Raw genomic sequence first — 15,205 nt, 5'->3', positions numbered from 1 at the left:
ATTATAGGGACGGTGCGTGTCACGCCGGCAGCGCGCCCTCGTCCTTTTTCCGCGCGTCGCCGTTCGGCAGCAGCTGGCACGCGAGCAGGCCGGCCAGCATCAGCGCGCAGCCGACGAGCGCGCGTAGCGTCAGCGTTTCGTTGAGCGCGGCCCAGCCGGCGATCGCCGCGAACACGCCTTCCATGCTGAAGATCACGGCCGCGTGCGCGGGTGCCGCGTCGCGTTGCGCGACGACCTGCAGCGTATAGCCGATGCCGACCGACAGCAGCCCGCCGTACAGCAGCGTCGGCAGCGCGCCGCGCAGCATCGCGACGCTGATCGGCTCGACGGCCAGGCCGACCGCGAGGCACGTCACGCCGCAGACGACGAACTGCATGAACGCGAGCACGAGCGGATCGTGGCGCTTCGCGAGATGGCCGACCGCCATCACGTGCGCGGCGATGATGACGGCGCCCGCGAGTTGGAACCAGTCGCCGTAGAGCACCGAGAAATGCTCGTCGATGCTGAGGAAATACAGGCCGATCGCCGCGAGCAGCGCGCCGAACCACGTGCCGGCGCCGATCCGGTGGCGTGCGAACACGCCCATCAGCGGCACGATCACGACGTACAGCGAGCTGATGAAACCCGCGTTGGCGACCCGCGTGTACTGCAGGCCGAACTGCTGCAGCGAGATCGACACCGCGAGCAGCCCGCCGAGCGCGAGGCCCGGCAGCAGCAACGCCGGCTCGCGGCGGATCGCCGCGAACTGCGCGCGCGACGCCGCGTTGAGCATCAGCAGCGGAACCAGCGCGAGCGCGCCGAGCAGGAAGCGCAGCCCCGTGAACAGGAACGGCCCGATCACGTCGAGGCTCAGTCGCTGCGCGACGAACGCCGAGCCCCAGATCGCGGCGGCGGCGAGCATCAGCAGGTTGGCGCGGAGGTGCTTGCGGGCTTCGGGCTTCATTGGATTCTTCTGAAGATTGCGGGCGGCGAAACCTCACAGCTTACGCCGAGATTGCAAGGCTGTCGGCAAACCTGCGCAGTGCGGCGGCCGCACGTGCGTCGCGCACGCGCGAATACAGCACGACCTGCGACTGCGGCAGCGGCGGCAGCCCGAATTTCGCGCCGACGTCGACCAGCGTGCGCGGCGCGACACGCCGCGCGAGCGGGCAGACGGCGAGCCCCGCCGCGGCGGCGGCCGTGACCGCCGCGACACCGCCGCCCGTGAAGCGTTCGCGCCAAGGCCGCCCTGCGTGGTCGAGCGCACGCAGTGCCGCGGCCCGCACGCCGCACGGGCCGGCCAGCACCGCGAGCGGCAGCGGCTCGCCAGCACGGGGCGCCCAGTCCGGCGCGGCGAGCCAGGCCAGCGGTTCGGCAAACAGCAGCGTGCCGTCCTCGCGCGGCGGGTCCTCGCCGGGTTCGTGCCGCACGATCGCCGCGTCGAGCCGGCGTTCGTCGTATTGCGCGAGCAGGCCCGCCGACATCCCGAGATGCATTTCCAGCGACAGCCCTGGATCCTGCCGATGCAGGCTCGTGAGCACGGCCGGCAGGTCGGGCACCGCGACGTGTTCGCTGACGCCGAGCGACAGGCGGTGCGTGCCGGCCGAGATCGCGCCGAGCGCGTGGTCGTGCGCGTCGAGCAGCGCACGGGCGGCCGGCAGGAAATTCTCGCCGTCGGCGGCCAGCTTGACCACGCGCGGCGTGCGCGCGAGCAGCGGCTTGCCGAGGTGCGCCTCCAGCCGCTTCAGCTTCAGGCTGACAGCCGATTGCGTGGTGCCGAGCGCATCGGCGGCGCGCGTGAAGCTGGCGAGATCGGCAACCAGCACGAACGCGCGCACGGCATCGAGATCGAGTACTTTCATTTCAAATGAAAATGAATGAAATATTCATTGATGACTGTTCATTATAGTTCGGGGAGCCTAACCTGACGTCGTGTTTCCGTTCTTCAACGTCACCGACAGGAGCAGGACCATGCCATTCACCCGTATCGCAGTGCGCGAAGGCAAACCGGCCGCATACCGCGCGGCGCTCGTCGACGGCGTGCATCGCGCGCTGATGCACACGTTCAACGTGCCCGAGGACGACATCTTCATGGTCGTCACCGAGCATGCGGCCGAGAACTTCGTGTTCGGCCGCCACTACCTCGACATCGAACGCAGCGACGATCTCGTGATGATCCAGATCACCGCGAACAACACGCGCACGCTCGAGCAGAAGCGGGCGTTGTACCGGACGATCGCGGAGAATCTCGCGGAGCAGCCCGGCGTGCGGCAACAGGACGTATTCATCAGTCTTGTCGAGGTGCTGAAGGAGGACTGGTCGTTCGGCAACGGCATCGCGCAATACACCGTTTGATGTGCGACAGGGCGACGGGGCCGGATCGTCGCCCGCGCGTTTTGACGGCGTGTACTATGGAAGATGCTTCACGGACGACGCCGGCGTGGACGATGCGCCGGCGATTCTTCATGTGCAGGAGCTTCCATGTCGCGCGTGCTGGAAATCGTGTTGTCGTTGTCGCTGGAAGGCTGGCCGGTCAAGGCTGCGAATCGCGCCCGCGGCACGCAGCGCGATTTCGGCGCCGAACTCGTGCGCGCATGGCGGATCTGCCCGCAGGTCCGGATGCGGCGAGGCCATGAACGCGTGACGATCGAGCCGTGTCAGGTCGAGGAAGCCGAGCCGAGCCCCGGCGCGAGCTGGTGGACTTGGGTCGAGTCGAATGCGCATGGCAGGCGGGTCGTCGCGTCCCGCACGAAGGTGTTCGCACCCGGCGTCACGCAGCGCGAACTGTTCGACGCGGAGCACGCTGGCATCGTCGTCGCGATGCCGCTGCCCGTGCCCGCGACGGCCGCCGTGGCCGATGCACCGACGGGCGAAGTCGACGAAGCCGACGGCATCGCGCCGGACGCCACCGAGCGTCCGATCGCCGGCACGCCGCAGGAATCGTCGGCGCCGCGCCTCGTCAGCGAACGGCGGCGCGGGCGGTGGGCCGATGACAGCGGTGTCGTGGTCGAGATGACGCTCGACGACGTCACGCTGCACGGCGGCGACGAGCCGCCGCGCCGCTACGTCGAGCTGCGTCTTTCCGCGCCCGACTGGGAAACCTCCGCCGCGCGCACGGCCGCGTTGCACACGCTGTTTGCCGCGGCGCGCGAACTGAGCGGCGCGTGGCCCGCATTCGTACAACTGACGAGCGTGATCGACCGCGCCTGTGCGGGCGAGCCGGCCGCCGCCGGACCGGTCAAGGCGCGGCTCGTCGACCTGACCGGCATCCGCACGCAGCGCGCCGCGCTGTTCGCGCTGTCCGGCGACATCGTCGCGCAATGGCTCGGCAACGAGGGCGGCGTGCTCGATCGTGACGATCCCGAATTCGTGCACCAGATGCGCGTCGCGCTGCGCCGTCTGCGCACGCTGATGCGCTTCTTCCCGCTCTTTGCCGACCGCCAGTGGCAGGAAACGTTCGGCGCCGACCTGCGCTGGCTTGCCGCGCTGCTCGGCACGGTGCGCGACTGGGACGTGTTCTCGACTGAAAGCCTGCCCGCGCTGATCGCGGCCGACGATGGCAGCGCCGACGCCGACTGGAACGGCACGCTCGACGCCGCGCGCGCGCAGTCCATGGTCGCGCGCGGCGAGTTGCGGCAAGCGCTGCATTCGGCCCGCTATGCGCGGCTGACGCTCGGCTGGCTCGAATGGCTCAGTGCGCTCGCGCTGCCGCCTGCCGAAGGCGGCGACGCGCCGTCGCTGCGGCGTCATGCGACGAAGCGCGTGCGGCGGCTGTTCGGCCATCTTTACGCATCGCCGTCGCTCACGTCGCTCGATACGGCTGCGCGCCATCGGGTGCGGATCGACACGAAGCGGCTGCGCTATGCACTCGAATTCTTCGCGTCGCTGGCGTCGCGCCGCACGCGCAACGAGACGGTCAAGACGCTCGCGCGCGTGCAGAGCGTGCTCGGCGAAGCGAACGATACGATGGCCGCGCTGCATCATCTCGAGCAATTGGCGGCGCCGCCGTACCAGCTCGGTTTCGTGCGTGGTTACGGCGCGGCGCTCGAACAGCGCGCCGCGCACGACGCCGAGGTGCTGCTGGCCAGCCTGCGTCCGCCGAAGCTCGACGGCAAGCGGGGCTGAGCGGCGCGCGCTGACTATAATTGCCGACCGTTTCCCGCACCCATACGATGACCGACGCACCGCAACCTTACCCGTCCTCCGAACCGCTCGAACTGGGCGGCGAGCTGTGGCTGCGCGCGGGCGAGCAGACGCTCGGCGGCGCCACACGCATCGCGCTGCTCGCGGCAATCGGCGACACCGGTTCGATCACGCGTGCCGCGAAGGCCGTCGGCCTCAGCTACAAGGCTGCCTGGGATGCGGTCGACACGATGAACAATCTCGCCGGCGAACCGCTCGTCGCGCGTTCGACGGGCGGCAAGGGCGGTGGCGGCACCACGCTGACGCCGCGCGCGACGTCGCTGATCGCCGCGTTCCGCACGATCGAGCGCGAGCATCGCCGTTTCATCGAGGCCGCGAGCGCGGCCGTTGCCGGGTTCGACGTCGACTGGGCGCTGATCGGCCGGATCGGCATGAAGACCAGTGCGCGCAACCAGTTGTTCGGCAAGGTCGCATCGATCGTGCGCGGCACGGTCAACGACGAAGTGACGCTTGCGCTGCCAGGCGGGCAGCCGATCGTCGCCGTGCTGACGCACGAAAGCGCCGATGCGCTCGGCTTGCGGGATGGTGTGGCCGCATGCGCACTGGTGAAGGCGTCGTGGGTCGTGCTGGCGGTCGACGATGGCGGGCCCGAGCTGAAGGTGTCCGCGCGGAACCGGCTGCGCGGCAGCGTCGAATCCGTCACGGCGGGCGCGGTGAACAGCGAAGTGACGCTGGCGCTCGACGGCGGCGGCACGCTCACGGCCGTCGTCACCAACGAAAGCGTCGATGCGCTGCAGCTCGACGCAGGCCGGCGGGCGATCGCGCTGTTCAAGGCATCGAGCGTGATTCTCGCGGTGACGGGCTGACGGTGCAGGCAGGGTGGTGCGCTGCGGCGATCGTGTGACGGACGGGGCGAAGCCGGCGCCGGACGTCGTCTGCATGGCACCGGCTTCGTTTCCGCTTTCAACTCATGCCGCGATGCGCGGCTTCTCTCAGGCTCCAACGTGGCTGCCGGCGCCACGGCCTCGGCCTCGCGCGCTCACGCGACGCGCGTCGGCCACTCGGCGTGCGGCGGTGTCGCCTGCACGCGTCCTTCGCTCAATTGCACGACCTGGTCGCCGAACGCGGCGACGTCGTCCGGGTCGTGCGAGATCAGCACCATCGGGATGTCGAGCCGCGCCTGCAACTCGGCGAGCTCGTGGCGCATGCGCTGACGCATCGCGGCGTCGAGTGCCGCGAACGGTTCGTCGAGCAGCAGGATCCGCGGTTGCGCGACCAGTGCGCGCGCTAGTGCGACGCGCTGCTTCTGCCCGCCCGACAGTTGCGACGGATACTGCCCCGCGAGCGCTTCGAGGTCGAACGCGTGCAGCCAGTATGCGACTTCGGGCGGCACCGTCTTCGCGCGCGGGTTGCGCAGCCCCGACGTGAGCCCGAACGCGATGTTCTGGCGCACGTTCAGATGCGGAAACAGCGCGTAGTCCTGGAACAGGTACGCGACGCGGCGTTCACGGGTCGGCACGTCGATGCGGCGCGCGGCGTCGAACAGCGGGTCGCCGTTCAGCGTGATCGTGCCGGCGTCGGGCGACAGCAGGCCGGCGATCGCCTGCAGCGTCATGCTCTTGCCCGCGCCGGACGGCCCGAACAGCACGACGCGCTGCGTCGCCGCCGTGAACGACACGTCGAGCGTGAAACGGCGCTCGGCGTTCGCATAGGTCTTGCGGATGTCGACGACGAGGCTCATGCGGGCCTCCGCCGAAGCAATCCGGTTGCCGCACGACACAGGCGATGCGGACAAGGCAGGCGCTTCATGTCAACTGGCTCCGCCGGGCGCGCGACGGCACGAGCCAGCCGGTCGCGAGCAGCACGAGCACGCAGGTGATCGACGTCACCAGCACGAGGAAGTCGGCCGTGTTGTCGTCGCCGGCCTGCACGGCCGCATAGATTGCAACCGACAGCGTCTGCGTGCGGCCGGGCAGGTTGCCCGCGATCATCAGCGTCGCGCCGAATTCGCCGAGCGCGCGCGCGAACGCGAGCAGCGCACCCGCGAGAATCCCGCGCGTGGCGAGCGGCAGCGTCACGCGGAAGAACACCGCGGCTTCGCCGAGCCCGAGCGTGCGCGCGGCGCGCTCGAGATGCGGATCGACACCTTCGAACGCGGCACGCGCCGACTTCAGGATCAGCGGAAACGCGACGACCATCGATGCGATCACCGCGCCTTGCCACGTGAAGACGAGCTCGATGCCGAACTTGTCCAGCCACGCGCCGAACACGCCGCGCCGGCCGAGCAGCACGAGCAGGTAATAGCCGAGCACCGTCGGCGGCAGCACGAGCGGCAGCGTCAGCAGCGAATCGACGACGTCACGCAGCGGCGAGCGCCAGCGCGCGAGCACGAACGCGGCTGCGACGCCGAGCACGATGTCGAGCGCGGTCGCCCAGCCGGCGACCTTCAGCGACAGCAGCAGCGGTACCCAGGCGTCTTGCATCGCGATACGCTCACTTGCCCGCGGGCTTGAAGCCGAACGTCGACAGCACGGCCTGGCCCTGCGGCGACGCGACGAAGTCGATGAACGACTGCGCGTGTGCGGCGTGGCGGCTGTCCTTGACCACGGCGATCGGATAGGTGATGGCTGTCTTCGTCGGCACCGTCAGCGCGACCTTCACGCGGCCGGGCATGATCGCGGCGTCGGTGCCGAACACGAAGCCCGCGTCGACCTCACCGCGCGCGACGTAGTCGAGGCTCTGGCGCACGTTGGCGGCCAGCACGCCCTTCGCGCTGACGGCATCCCACACGCCGGCCGCGCGCAGCGCGCCTTCGGTGTAGCGGCCGACCGGCACCGATGCCGGGTCGCCGTACGCGATTCGCTTCACGCCGGGCGCCGTCAGGTCGTTCAGCGACGTCGGCGCGGCCGCGCGGCTGTCCGCCGGCACGATCAGCACGAGCGAGTTCGCGGCGAAATCGCGGCGCGTGCCGGGCACGATCACCTTTTCGTCGGCCGCCCGATCCATCGCCTTCTGGTCGGCCGACGCGAACACGTCGGCCGGTGCGCCCTTGGCGATCTGCTGCATCAGCACGTCCGACGCGCCGAAGTTGAACAGCACCTTGGTGTCCGGATGCTGCTTCTGGTACGCGTCGCCGACCGCCTTGAACGCGTTCGTCAGGCTGGCGGCGGCCGACACGACCAGTTCGTCGGCGCAAGCGGGCGCGCTGAACGCAGCACCGGCGGCGGCAAGCGCGGCGATCGGCAGCAGGCGGAGCAGGGTGCGGCGAAGCGGACGGACGGTTGAGCGCATGGTGGATTCGCGTGAATGGGTGGAAACCGTAATCGTAATATAGGGCGGGTTATAACGCTCGACATACCGCTCATGCGACGGTGCGCATGAAATGGTCAGGCCTGAAGAATGGTGGGCGTGACGGCCAGGCGGCCCGTCACGCGTGCAGCGTGTGCGTCGGCGATTCGGTGCGCTGCAGCGACGACGGCTGCGACGCGGGGCGGTAGTTCGGGTTGGCCTTCCAGCGCGCGCGGACGAACGGGCGCTCGTGGCCCGACAGTTGCAGCGCAACCTTGGTGACCCAGCGATGCGACGGCACCGTGATGCCATGCAGCGCGACGGTGACGATCGCGAGGCTCGCGACGACCGCGGGCACCGACCAGCGGTGCGGCACCGCGCGCCACGAGCCGGCGATGAACGCGAGCGCGGCGATCGCGCCGACGATGCAGCCGGTGATCGATTCGGACGGCGAATGTGCGTCGAGCGCGACGCGCGACACGCCGACCGCGACGCCGGCCGCGAGCCCGAGCGCGATGCCGGCGATCCGCACCGGCGTGCGCGTGCGGATCAGCATCAGGAAAATCGCGACCGGATAGACCGACGTCGACAGCATCGCGTGGCCGCTGAAGCCCGTGAAATCCCACGCACGGATGCCGATGCCCCAGCCGAGGAATGCGATCTTCGTCAGCGCGACCACGCCGATCGCGGCCGCGAGTACGCCCAGCCACGCAACTGCGCGCCGCCGCGAGTAGCCGAGCGCGAGCCAGACGGCGATCGTGATCGCGAGCGGCAAGGTCAGGCCGGCGCCGCCAAACGCGGTGATCATGATCCACAGGCTAGATGACAGGTCGAACATCGGGAAGGGACGAACGGAGGCGGGGAGGATGCTTAAATCAACGCGCGAGCCGGGAAGAACGACTACAACGGATACAAGCGGCGAAACTCCAGTATAGCGCCGCGTGCGCACGAGCCCCGTTTTTTGCGCCGTCGGGAACTAACCACGTGCAGGAAAAATCCCAGAAACAATGTTATGGTGCATTGCACAAAGTCGAACGATGCATCCGTTGCGGTGCCCTCATGGCACCCTTATTTTTTCCTGACTGCGAGCCCGATCGATGACCAAAAGTCTGACCAAGGTGTGGCTGGGCGGCATGAAACGCGTGCTGTCTCCGGTCGCCAAGCGTGCGGCGCGCGATGCACAGCGCATTACACGCGACGCACTCGAGGCCGCCGCCTCTCCCGCCGTATCCGATCTGTCCCCGCCGCGCGAATCGCGCGTGCGCCCGCGCGCTGCCGCGTGGGCGGCGGGCGAGTGGACGCGCGGCGAGCATCCGATGGCGCCCGCGCTCGGGCGTCTCGTCCAGAATCTCGCGTACGGCCTCTACGTGCCGCCCGGCCGCCGACGCGGCGCGATGCCGCTCGTCGTGATGCTGCACGGCTGCCAGCAGTCCGTCGATGAATTCGTGCAGGGCACGCGGATGAACCTGCTGGCCGACAAGCACGGCTTTGCGGTGCTGTATCCGGAGCAGTCGCTGCGCGCGCATGCACACGGCTGCTGGCACTGGTATGAAGACACCGACCGCGCGGGCCGCGGCGAGGCGAACGCGGTTGCGTCGCTGGTCGACGCGCTCGTCGACGAACGCGGTTTCGACGCGTCGCGCGTCTATGTCGCGGGGCTGTCGGCCGGCGCGGGCCTCGCGTCACTTCTTGCGCTGCACCATCCCGACCGCTTCGCGGCGGCGGCGCTGCACTCGGGCCCCGCGCTCGGCGAGGCGAATTCCGGCATCACCGCGATGGACGTAATGCGGCGCGGCGTGCGGCAGAACCCGGCCGCGGCCGTCGATGCGCTGGTCGATGCCGCTGCGTATCCGGGCATGCCCGCGCTGATCGTCCAGGGCGACGGCGACCATGTCGTCGCGCCGAAGAATGCCGACCAGTTGACGGTGCAGTTCATGCGGCTGAACGGGCTCGCCGACAGCCGCGGCGCGTTGCGCGGCGGCGAACGCGTCGAGACGCGCGACGCGGGCGCACAGATCACCGATGTCTGCCGCGACGGCGAACCGGTCGTGCGTCTGTGCCATGTGAAAGGGCTCGATCACGCGTGGGCCGGCGGCGACGAAGCCGTGCCGTTTCATGCGGCGGTCGGCCCCGATGCGAGCGCGATGATCTGGGCCTTTTTCGAATCACGTCGTCGCACTGTGGCGACCGAACGACGCATCGTTTGATCAACGCTGGCCAAGAACTAGGGTTTTCCCTATAATTCGGGAAAACCCTAGTCAAAGAACCTTTGGATTGCGAGATCGAACATGTACCTGCTGAGCCACCTCTTCCTGATGCTGACCAAGAACGCTGAAACGGCCCGTAAAGAGCGCGCCGAGGCGTACCTGTCCGAAGCAACCGACATCCACGATCTCGAATTCCGTATGCGCAAGATCGATCGCGAGGCGTCGATGAACCGCCCGTATTCGTTCGGCGCGCGCTAAGCAGCGCAAGGCGGGCCAGCCGGCCCGCCGTTCCGGCGAGTCACGCAAAAAGGGCGCGTGCGGCTTGATGCCGCACGCGCCCTTTTTGCGTTCGTCGTCCTGCGTCGCGTCACACGACCGTCAGGCGCACCGGCACGTTGTTGCGCGTTGCGTTCGAATACGGGCACACGTGGTGCGCCTTTTCGACCAGCGCCTGCGCGTCGGCCTTGTCGAGCCCCGGCAGCGACACGCGCAGCTCGATGTCGAGCCCGAAGCCGCCTGCGTCGTTCGGGCCTATGCCCACCTCCGCCGTCACCTGCGTATCGGCCGGCAGCGCCTGCTTGTTCTGGCCGGCGACGAATTTCATCGCGCTCAGGAAGCACGCCGAGTAACCTGCGGCAAACAGCTGTTCCGGATTCGTACCTTCCGCGCCCGTGCCGCCGAGTTCGCGCGGCGCGGCCAGCTTCACTTCCAGCTTGTTGTCGGCGGATACCGCGCGGCCGTCGCGGCCGCCCGTGCTCGTGGCGCTCGTCTTGTACAGAATGTTCATCGTGCAGCTCCTGTCGGGAAAAGGGGAGAAAAGCGGCCCGGTCGAATGGAATGTCGCCGGCCACGAAGAAAATATAGAACACAAATCATTAGTGTGCAAATGAAATTTTGAAGAAAAACCCGGCAGTGCCGGGTCGATCGGCCGACGCTCGGTTCGTCAGCGTTCGTTGGCGACCGAAAGCGCGTCGCGCAACTGACGGAGGTCGGCGCGCAGCCTGATCAGGAACTCGGGCGTTTGCTGCATCGCGCAGAAGAGATCGGCGGGCACCGAGCGCGCGCGGTCCTTCAGCGCCCGGCCTTCCGGCGTCACGCGCACGTTCACGACGCGTTCGTCGGCCGCGCTGCGCACGCGCTCGACGTAGCCGAGCGCTTCCAGCCGCTTCAGCAGCGGCGTAACCGTGGCCGGGTCGAGATCGAGCCGCGCGGCGATGTCCTTCACCGCGATGTCGTCGCGCTCCCACAGCACGAGCATCGCGAGATATTGGGGATAGGTCAGCGACAGCTTGTCGAGCAGCGGCTTGTACGCCTTCGTCATCGCATGCGAAGTCGAGTAGAGCGCGAAGCACAGTTGCTCGTCGAGCGTCTGGGGCAGCGGGGGTGGGCGGTCCATGATTCGGGAGGCGCGGCGCACGCGCTAACAATTTGTACGCAAATTATTCTGCGCGCAAAAGATGCGATTGAACAGGGGCGCCCGGCTAGGGGCGCCCGCCCAGGGCGGCGGGTAATGGATACCAGGAAAGGGGGCGCGATGGGACCGGGCGCCGGATGCAACCCGGCGCGGGACACAGCGTGACGGCCGGCGACGCGCGCCGGCCGGGGGAGGCTTCAGCGGCCCGACGTGGTTGTCGTCGCGTCCGGCTCCTGCACGCCGAAGCAGCCGCGATAGGTCGCGTAGAACGAGCAGTACAGCATCGTGACGATGATGATCGTCACCGGCATCATGATCGTCAGCGCATAACCACCGGCGCCGAGCGCCTGCAGCAGCAGCGACAGCGCGAGCGACGTGCCGAGCGCGACGCCGAACCACAGCATGCCGTACACGGCGAACGCGCCGCGATTGCGCCAGCAGCTGACGATGCTGAAGAACAGCGCCTTGGCGGGCGGGACGTCATGCCATGCGACGAGCACCGGCGCGAACCAGAACAGCATCGAGATCGGCAGATACAGCAGCGTCGCGAACATCAGCGCGCCGAACGTGCCTTGCGCGGCGAGCGTTTCCGGCGTCGTGCTCGCTTCGTCGGCCGCGCCCATCATCACGTGGAACAGCGCGCCGCCGTCCACGAACGACGAAGCGGCGAACACGAGCACCATCGACGCGACGTAGATCACGCCGAGCACGAGCAGCCGCTGGGTCGCGACGGTGCCGTACGAGCGGAAGCCGTCGATCAGGATCGTCGGCATCACCGGCTTGCCGGCCACCGTGTCGCGGCACGCGGCCATAAAGCCGACCGCGATGCCGGGAATGAACACCAGCGGCAGCGCCGAGCCGATCACGGGCACCATCGACACCAGCGTGATCGCCAGCAGGTACGTGAAGAACAGCGTGATGAATGCGAGCGGGTTCCGGCGGAACAGCCAGACGCCTTGGCGGAACCAGACATAGCCCGTTTTTGCGGGCACTTCGATCAGTTGCATGCGGTTTGGATCTCGGGAAGCGCGGGCGTATGCGCGATACGCTCGCGCAGGATGCGTTCGAAATGACCGGGGTCGTGCGGCTTGAGCATCTCGGCCGCGCGCGGCAGGTGGAAGTCGTACAGGCGCGACACCCAGAAGCGGTACGCGCCCGCGCGCAGCATGTCGCTCCAGTGGCGGCGCTCTTCCGCCGTGAACGGACGCACGGTCTGGTACGCGCGCAGCAGCGCATCGGCGCGCGCGACGTCGAGCACGCCGGTCGCGAGGTCGACGCACCAGTCGTTGACGGTCACCGCGACGTCGAACAGCCACTTGTCGCAGCCGGCGAAATAGAAGTCGAAGAAGCCGCCGAGCCGCACGTCGTGGCCGGTGCCCGGCGCTGCGTGCGCGAACAGCACGTTGTCGCGGAACAGGTCGCAATGGCACGGCCCGGCCGGCAGCGCCGCGTAGTCGTCCGACGCGAAGAAGGCCGCCTGGTGCGCAAGCTCGCCTTCGAGCAGCGCGCGTTGCGCGTCCGTGATGAACGGCACGATCGCCGGCACGTTCTCCTGCCACCACGGCAGGCTGCGCAGGTTCGGCTGGTTGCGCGGATAGTCGCGCCCCGCGAGGTGCAGGCGCGCGAGCATCTGCCCGACCTCGATGCAGTGTTCGACCCCCGGCGCGAGTTCGGCCGCGCCGTCGAGCTTCGTGACGATCGCGGCCGGCTTGCCGTGCAGCTCGCCGAACAGCGCGCCGTCGTCGCGCGGAATCGGATCCGGCACCGGCACGCCGTGGCCGGCCAGGTGCCGCATCAGGTCGAGGTAGAACGGCAGTTGTTGCGCGGTCAGCTTTTCGAAGATCGTGAGGACGTATTCGCCGCGCGTCGTCGTCAGGAAGAAATTGCTGTTTTCGATACCGGACGGAATGCCGCGAAACGCAAGCACGTCGCCCAGTTCGTAGTGGCGCATCCATTGCGCGAGATCGGAGTCGGAAACAGCAGTGAAAACGGCCATGCGGGATGCGTCAGGTCAAGGTGTCGGCACGCGGGCGGCATGCGTCGCGACAGCAGGTGAAGGGAGGCGGCGCGCCGCGATCGATGCGGCGCGCGACGGAATCAGTAGCGCAGGTTCAGCGACGGCAGGCGCGTGATCGGGATGCCCGCGTCGTGCGGCTTCGGCGACGTGTCGGGCGTCGAGCTCATCTGGTAGCGCGTGCCGAAGTTCGACTTCACGTCGATCTCGACCGGCTTGCCGCGGTCGCGGTACTCGGTGACCTCGGTGCCGTTCTTGCTCTTTTCATGGAAGCTCGGCGTGCGGCGAATGTCGGCGAAGTCGACTTTCGACGTGACTTCGGCGCCAGGCCGGTTGATCTTGCGGAGATCGGGCAGGCCGGCGGCTTCGTTGGCCTCGGCCCGGGCCTGCGCGTCGGCGTCAGGCGTGGCGCCGGCGGCGTAAGCGACGCTGGCGGCGGCAAACGCGGCGGCAGCGGCGACGAGAATGAGCGGCTTCATGATGAGTCTCCAGTGAACTTATCGATTTTAGCAAATACTGCGGGCCATCCGGCCCTGGCGTGCGTATGGGCGGCCATGAGGATGACCGGGTTCCGTGGTAATGTCGTTCGATCAGACGAGGTGATACAAATGAAGAACGACCTGAGCCGCCGGCACCGTGTGCTGACGCCCGAAAGCCCGCCGGTCGAGGCTTTCGACGATCCGATCGCCGCCGTCGGGCGGCTGTCCGCCATTTACGACACGAATACGGGCTTCCTGCGCGACGCATTCGCGCGCTATCGCCGCCACGAACCGATTACCGAGCACGTGCGCGCGTGCTACCCGTTCGTGCGGATCCGTACCGACGTCAACACGCACGTCGATTCGCGCCGCTCGTACGGTTTCGTCGCCGGCCCCGGCGTGTTCGAGACGACAGTCACGCGCCCCGATCTCTTCGCGAACTACTATCGCGAGCAACTGCGCCTGTTGTCGAAGAACCATCATGTCAAGATCGAGATCGGCGTGTCGTCGCAGCCGATTCCGGTCCATTTCGCGTTTCCGGAAGGCATCCATCTCGAGGGCGAGCTCGACCGCGACCGCCTGCTCGCGATGCGCGACATCTTCGACACGCCCGACCTGTCGTATCTCGACGACCGCATCGTCAACGGCACGTTCGAGCCGGCGCCGGGCGAGCCGCATCCGCTTGCGCTGTTCACGGCCGCGCGCGTCGACTTCTCGCTGCACCGGCTGCGTCACTACACGGCGACGTCGCCGACGCATTTCCAGAACTACGTGCTCTACACGAACTACCAGTTCTACATCGACGAGTTCGTGAAGCTCGGCCGCACGGTGATGACGGAGAGCGACGATCCCGAGGTGCGCGCGTACCGCAGCCAGTACAGCTCGTTCGTCGAGCCGGGCGATGTCGTCACGTACAACGCGAACCTCGGCAGCGAGCCGGCCGAGGGTGCCGCGCCGCCGCGCCTGCCGCAGATGCCGGCGTATCACCTGAAGCGTGCGGACGGCAGCGGGATCACGATGGTCAACATCGGCGTCGGTCCGTCGAACGCGAAGACGATCACCGATCACATCGCGGTGCTGCGTCCGCACGCATGGGTGATGCTCGGTCACTGCGCGGGGTTGCGCAACACGCAGCGTCTCGGCGACTACGTGCTCGCGCACGGTTACGTGCGCGAGGATCATGTGCTCGACGCCGACCTGCCGCTGTGGGTGCCGATCCCGGCGCTCGCCGAAGTGCAGCTCGCGCTCGAGCGCGGGGTGGCCGACGTCACGCGGCTCGAGGGCGTCGAACTGAAGCGCGTGATGCGCACGGGCACGGTCGCGAGCGTCGACAACCGCAACTGGGAGCTGCGCGACCATCGCGAGCCCGTGCAGCGGCTGTCGCAAAGCCGAGCGATCGCGCTCGACATGGAAAGCGCGACGATCGCCGCGAACGGCTTCCGCTTCCGCGTGCCGTACGGCACGCTGCTGTGCGTATCGGACAAGCCGCTGCACGGCGAGCTGAAGCTGCCGGGCATGGCCGACACGTTCTATCGCGGGCAGGTCGACCAGCATCTGCAGATCGGCGTGAAGGCGATGGAGATCCTGCGCACGAACGGGCTCGACAAGTTGCATAGCCGCAAACTGCGGAGCTTTGCGGAAGTGGCGTTTCAGTAACTGCCCGGCGCGGTGGCGCCTCCCA

The 15,205-nt window shown here is 68.2% G+C and carries 17 protein-coding genes; 6 read left to right on the top strand and 11 right to left on the bottom strand.

Annotated features, from left to right (window positions below; genetic code table 11):
* Nucleotides 1–19 precede the first annotated feature (19 nt).
* Nucleotides 20–943 carry a DMT family transporter gene (locus OEJ37_RS17520; RefSeq protein ID WP_174418421.1) on the bottom strand — a complete coding sequence of 308 codons (924 nt, stop codon included), beginning with the start codon at nt 941–943 and terminating at the stop codon, nt 20–22.
* A gap of 40 nt (nt 944–983) precedes the next feature.
* A complete protein-coding gene (locus tag OEJ37_RS17515) occupies nt 984–1,841 on the bottom strand; it encodes a LysR family transcriptional regulator (protein WP_152855662.1) in 858 nt (285 codons plus the stop codon).
* Between the two features lie 109 nt (nt 1,842–1,950).
* Here OEJ37_RS17515 and OEJ37_RS17510 point away from each other — a divergent pair, with 109 nt between their 5' ends.
* The 3 genes from OEJ37_RS17510 (at nt 1,951) to OEJ37_RS17500 (ending at nt 4,988) form a co-directional block, all read left to right on the top strand.
* Nucleotides 1,951–2,334: a tautomerase family protein gene (locus OEJ37_RS17510; RefSeq protein WP_174418419.1), complete on the top strand. Its 384-nt coding sequence runs from the start codon at nt 1,951–1,953 to the stop codon at nt 2,332–2,334.
* A 126-nt stretch (nt 2,335–2,460) separates the two neighbouring features.
* The gene (locus OEJ37_RS17505; RefSeq protein WP_263344985.1) at nt 2,461–4,104 is read left to right on the top strand and encodes a CHAD domain-containing protein; all 1,644 of its coding nucleotides are present in this window, start codon (nt 2,461–2,463) and stop codon (nt 4,102–4,104) included.
* A 47-nt stretch (nt 4,105–4,151) separates the two neighbouring features.
* Nucleotides 4,152–4,988, top strand: coding sequence for a TOBE domain-containing protein (locus tag OEJ37_RS17500; RefSeq protein ID WP_263344984.1), 837 nt, complete (start codon nt 4,152–4,154; stop codon nt 4,986–4,988).
* Between the two features lie 173 nt (nt 4,989–5,161).
* Here OEJ37_RS17500 and OEJ37_RS17495 read toward each other — a convergent pair whose 3' ends face one another.
* From OEJ37_RS17495 to OEJ37_RS17480, 4 genes are all read right to left on the bottom strand, one after another.
* Nucleotides 5,162–5,863: a sulfate/molybdate ABC transporter ATP-binding protein gene (locus OEJ37_RS17495; protein ID WP_263344982.1), complete on the bottom strand. Its 702-nt coding sequence runs from the start codon at nt 5,861–5,863 to the stop codon at nt 5,162–5,164.
* A 64-nt stretch (nt 5,864–5,927) separates the two neighbouring features.
* Nucleotides 5,928–6,605, bottom strand: a complete 678-nt coding sequence (gene modB / locus OEJ37_RS17490; RefSeq protein WP_263344981.1) for a molybdate ABC transporter permease subunit — start codon at nt 6,603–6,605, stop codon at nt 5,928–5,930.
* Between the two features lie 10 nt (nt 6,606–6,615).
* Nucleotides 6,616–7,413: a molybdate ABC transporter substrate-binding protein gene (modA, locus tag OEJ37_RS17485; protein WP_174418414.1), complete on the bottom strand. Its 798-nt coding sequence runs from the start codon at nt 7,411–7,413 to the stop codon at nt 6,616–6,618.
* A 136-nt stretch (nt 7,414–7,549) separates the two neighbouring features.
* A complete protein-coding gene (locus tag OEJ37_RS17480) occupies nt 7,550–8,248 on the bottom strand; it encodes a phosphatase PAP2 family protein (RefSeq protein ID WP_175943250.1) in 699 nt (232 codons plus the stop codon).
* Between the two features lie 259 nt (nt 8,249–8,507).
* Between OEJ37_RS17480 and OEJ37_RS17475 the strand changes: the two genes are divergently transcribed.
* Both OEJ37_RS17475 and OEJ37_RS17470 read left to right on the top strand, forming a co-directional pair.
* A complete protein-coding gene (locus tag OEJ37_RS17475) occupies nt 8,508–9,617 on the top strand; it encodes a PHB depolymerase family esterase (protein ID WP_263344980.1) in 1,110 nt (369 codons plus the stop codon).
* 81 nt (nt 9,618–9,698) lie between these two features.
* The gene (locus OEJ37_RS17470; RefSeq protein ID WP_152855653.1) at nt 9,699–9,875 is read left to right on the top strand and encodes a DUF3563 family protein; all 177 of its coding nucleotides are present in this window, start codon (nt 9,699–9,701) and stop codon (nt 9,873–9,875) included.
* A 109-nt stretch (nt 9,876–9,984) separates the two neighbouring features.
* Here OEJ37_RS17470 and OEJ37_RS17465 read toward each other — a convergent pair whose 3' ends face one another.
* From OEJ37_RS17465 to OEJ37_RS17445, 5 genes are all read right to left on the bottom strand, one after another.
* On the bottom strand, nt 9,985–10,404 hold the full coding sequence (locus tag OEJ37_RS17465) for an organic hydroperoxide resistance protein (RefSeq protein WP_034185184.1): 420 nt from the start codon (nt 10,402–10,404) through the stop codon (nt 9,985–9,987).
* Nucleotides 10,405–10,560: 156 nt separating this feature from the next.
* Complete coding sequence (locus OEJ37_RS17460; RefSeq protein WP_174418411.1) at nt 10,561–11,013, bottom strand: MarR family winged helix-turn-helix transcriptional regulator; 453 nt, start codon at nt 11,011–11,013, stop codon at nt 10,561–10,563.
* Between the two features lie 215 nt (nt 11,014–11,228).
* On the bottom strand, nt 11,229–12,038 hold the full coding sequence (locus OEJ37_RS17455; RefSeq protein WP_174418410.1) for a BPSS1780 family membrane protein: 810 nt from the start codon (nt 12,036–12,038) through the stop codon (nt 11,229–11,231).
* Nucleotides 12,029–13,027, bottom strand: a complete 999-nt coding sequence (locus OEJ37_RS17450; RefSeq protein ID WP_174418409.1) for a homoserine kinase — start codon at nt 13,025–13,027, stop codon at nt 12,029–12,031. Before OEJ37_RS17450 ends, OEJ37_RS17455 begins: the two co-directional genes overlap by 10 nt.
* Nucleotides 13,028–13,128: 101 nt before the next feature.
* Nucleotides 13,129–13,524 carry a hypothetical protein gene (locus OEJ37_RS17445; RefSeq protein ID WP_034185188.1) on the bottom strand — a complete coding sequence of 132 codons (396 nt, stop codon included), beginning with the start codon at nt 13,522–13,524 and terminating at the stop codon, nt 13,129–13,131.
* 129 nt (nt 13,525–13,653) lie between these two features.
* On the opposite strand from OEJ37_RS17445, the gene OEJ37_RS17440 reads away from it, so the two are divergent.
* Nucleotides 13,654–15,180 carry an AMP nucleosidase gene (locus OEJ37_RS17440; protein WP_152855647.1) on the top strand — a complete coding sequence of 509 codons (1,527 nt, stop codon included), beginning with the start codon at nt 13,654–13,656 and terminating at the stop codon, nt 15,178–15,180.
* Nucleotides 15,181–15,205 lie beyond the last annotated feature (25 nt).

Origin of the sequence: Burkholderia sp. BKH01, assembly GCF_025685725.1 — a bacterium.
In the GTDB taxonomy this organism is placed as follows: Bacteria; Pseudomonadota; Gammaproteobacteria; order Burkholderiales; family Burkholderiaceae; genus Burkholderia; species Burkholderia pyrrocinia_C.
This window is presented reverse-complemented; position numbering and strand designations above follow the sequence as displayed.

Coding starts and splice junctions, on each gene's coding strand:
- OEJ37_RS17465 (WP_034185184.1), bottom strand. CDS start 10,404: ATGAACATTCTGTACAAGACGAGCGCCACGAGCACGGGCGGCCGCGAC.
- OEJ37_RS17460 (WP_174418411.1), bottom strand. CDS start 11,013: ATGGACCGCCCACCCCCGCTGCCCCAGACGCTCGACGAGCAACTGTGC.
- OEJ37_RS17500 (WP_263344984.1), top strand. CDS start 4,152: ATGACCGACGCACCGCAACCTTACCCGTCCTCCGAACCGCTCGAACTG.
- OEJ37_RS17505 (WP_263344985.1), top strand. CDS start 2,461: ATGTCGCGCGTGCTGGAAATCGTGTTGTCGTTGTCGCTGGAAGGCTGG.
- OEJ37_RS17475 (WP_263344980.1), top strand. CDS start 8,508: ATGACCAAAAGTCTGACCAAGGTGTGGCTGGGCGGCATGAAACGCGTG.
- OEJ37_RS17470 (WP_152855653.1), top strand. CDS start 9,699: ATGTACCTGCTGAGCCACCTCTTCCTGATGCTGACCAAGAACGCTGAA.
- modA (WP_174418414.1), bottom strand. CDS start 7,413: ATGCGCTCAACCGTCCGTCCGCTTCGCCGCACCCTGCTCCGCCTGCTG.
- OEJ37_RS17455 (WP_174418410.1), bottom strand. CDS start 12,038: ATGCAACTGATCGAAGTGCCCGCAAAAACGGGCTATGTCTGGTTCCGC.
- OEJ37_RS17440 (WP_152855647.1), top strand. CDS start 13,654: ATGAAGAACGACCTGAGCCGCCGGCACCGTGTGCTGACGCCCGAAAGC.
- OEJ37_RS17520 (WP_174418421.1), bottom strand. CDS start 943: ATGAAGCCCGAAGCCCGCAAGCACCTCCGCGCCAACCTGCTGATGCTC.
- OEJ37_RS17450 (WP_174418409.1), bottom strand. CDS start 13,027: ATGGCCGTTTTCACTGCTGTTTCCGACTCCGATCTCGCGCAATGGATG.
- OEJ37_RS17480 (WP_175943250.1), bottom strand. CDS start 8,248: ATGTTCGACCTGTCATCTAGCCTGTGGATCATGATCACCGCGTTTGGC.
- OEJ37_RS17495 (WP_263344982.1), bottom strand. CDS start 5,863: ATGAGCCTCGTCGTCGACATCCGCAAGACCTATGCGAACGCCGAGCGC.
- modB (WP_263344981.1), bottom strand. CDS start 6,605: ATGCAAGACGCCTGGGTACCGCTGCTGCTGTCGCTGAAGGTCGCCGGC.
- OEJ37_RS17445 (WP_034185188.1), bottom strand. CDS start 13,524: ATGAAGCCGCTCATTCTCGTCGCCGCTGCCGCCGCGTTTGCCGCCGCC.
- OEJ37_RS17515 (WP_152855662.1), bottom strand. CDS start 1,841: ATGAAAGTACTCGATCTCGATGCCGTGCGCGCGTTCGTGCTGGTTGCC.
- OEJ37_RS17510 (WP_174418419.1), top strand. CDS start 1,951: ATGCCATTCACCCGTATCGCAGTGCGCGAAGGCAAACCGGCCGCATAC.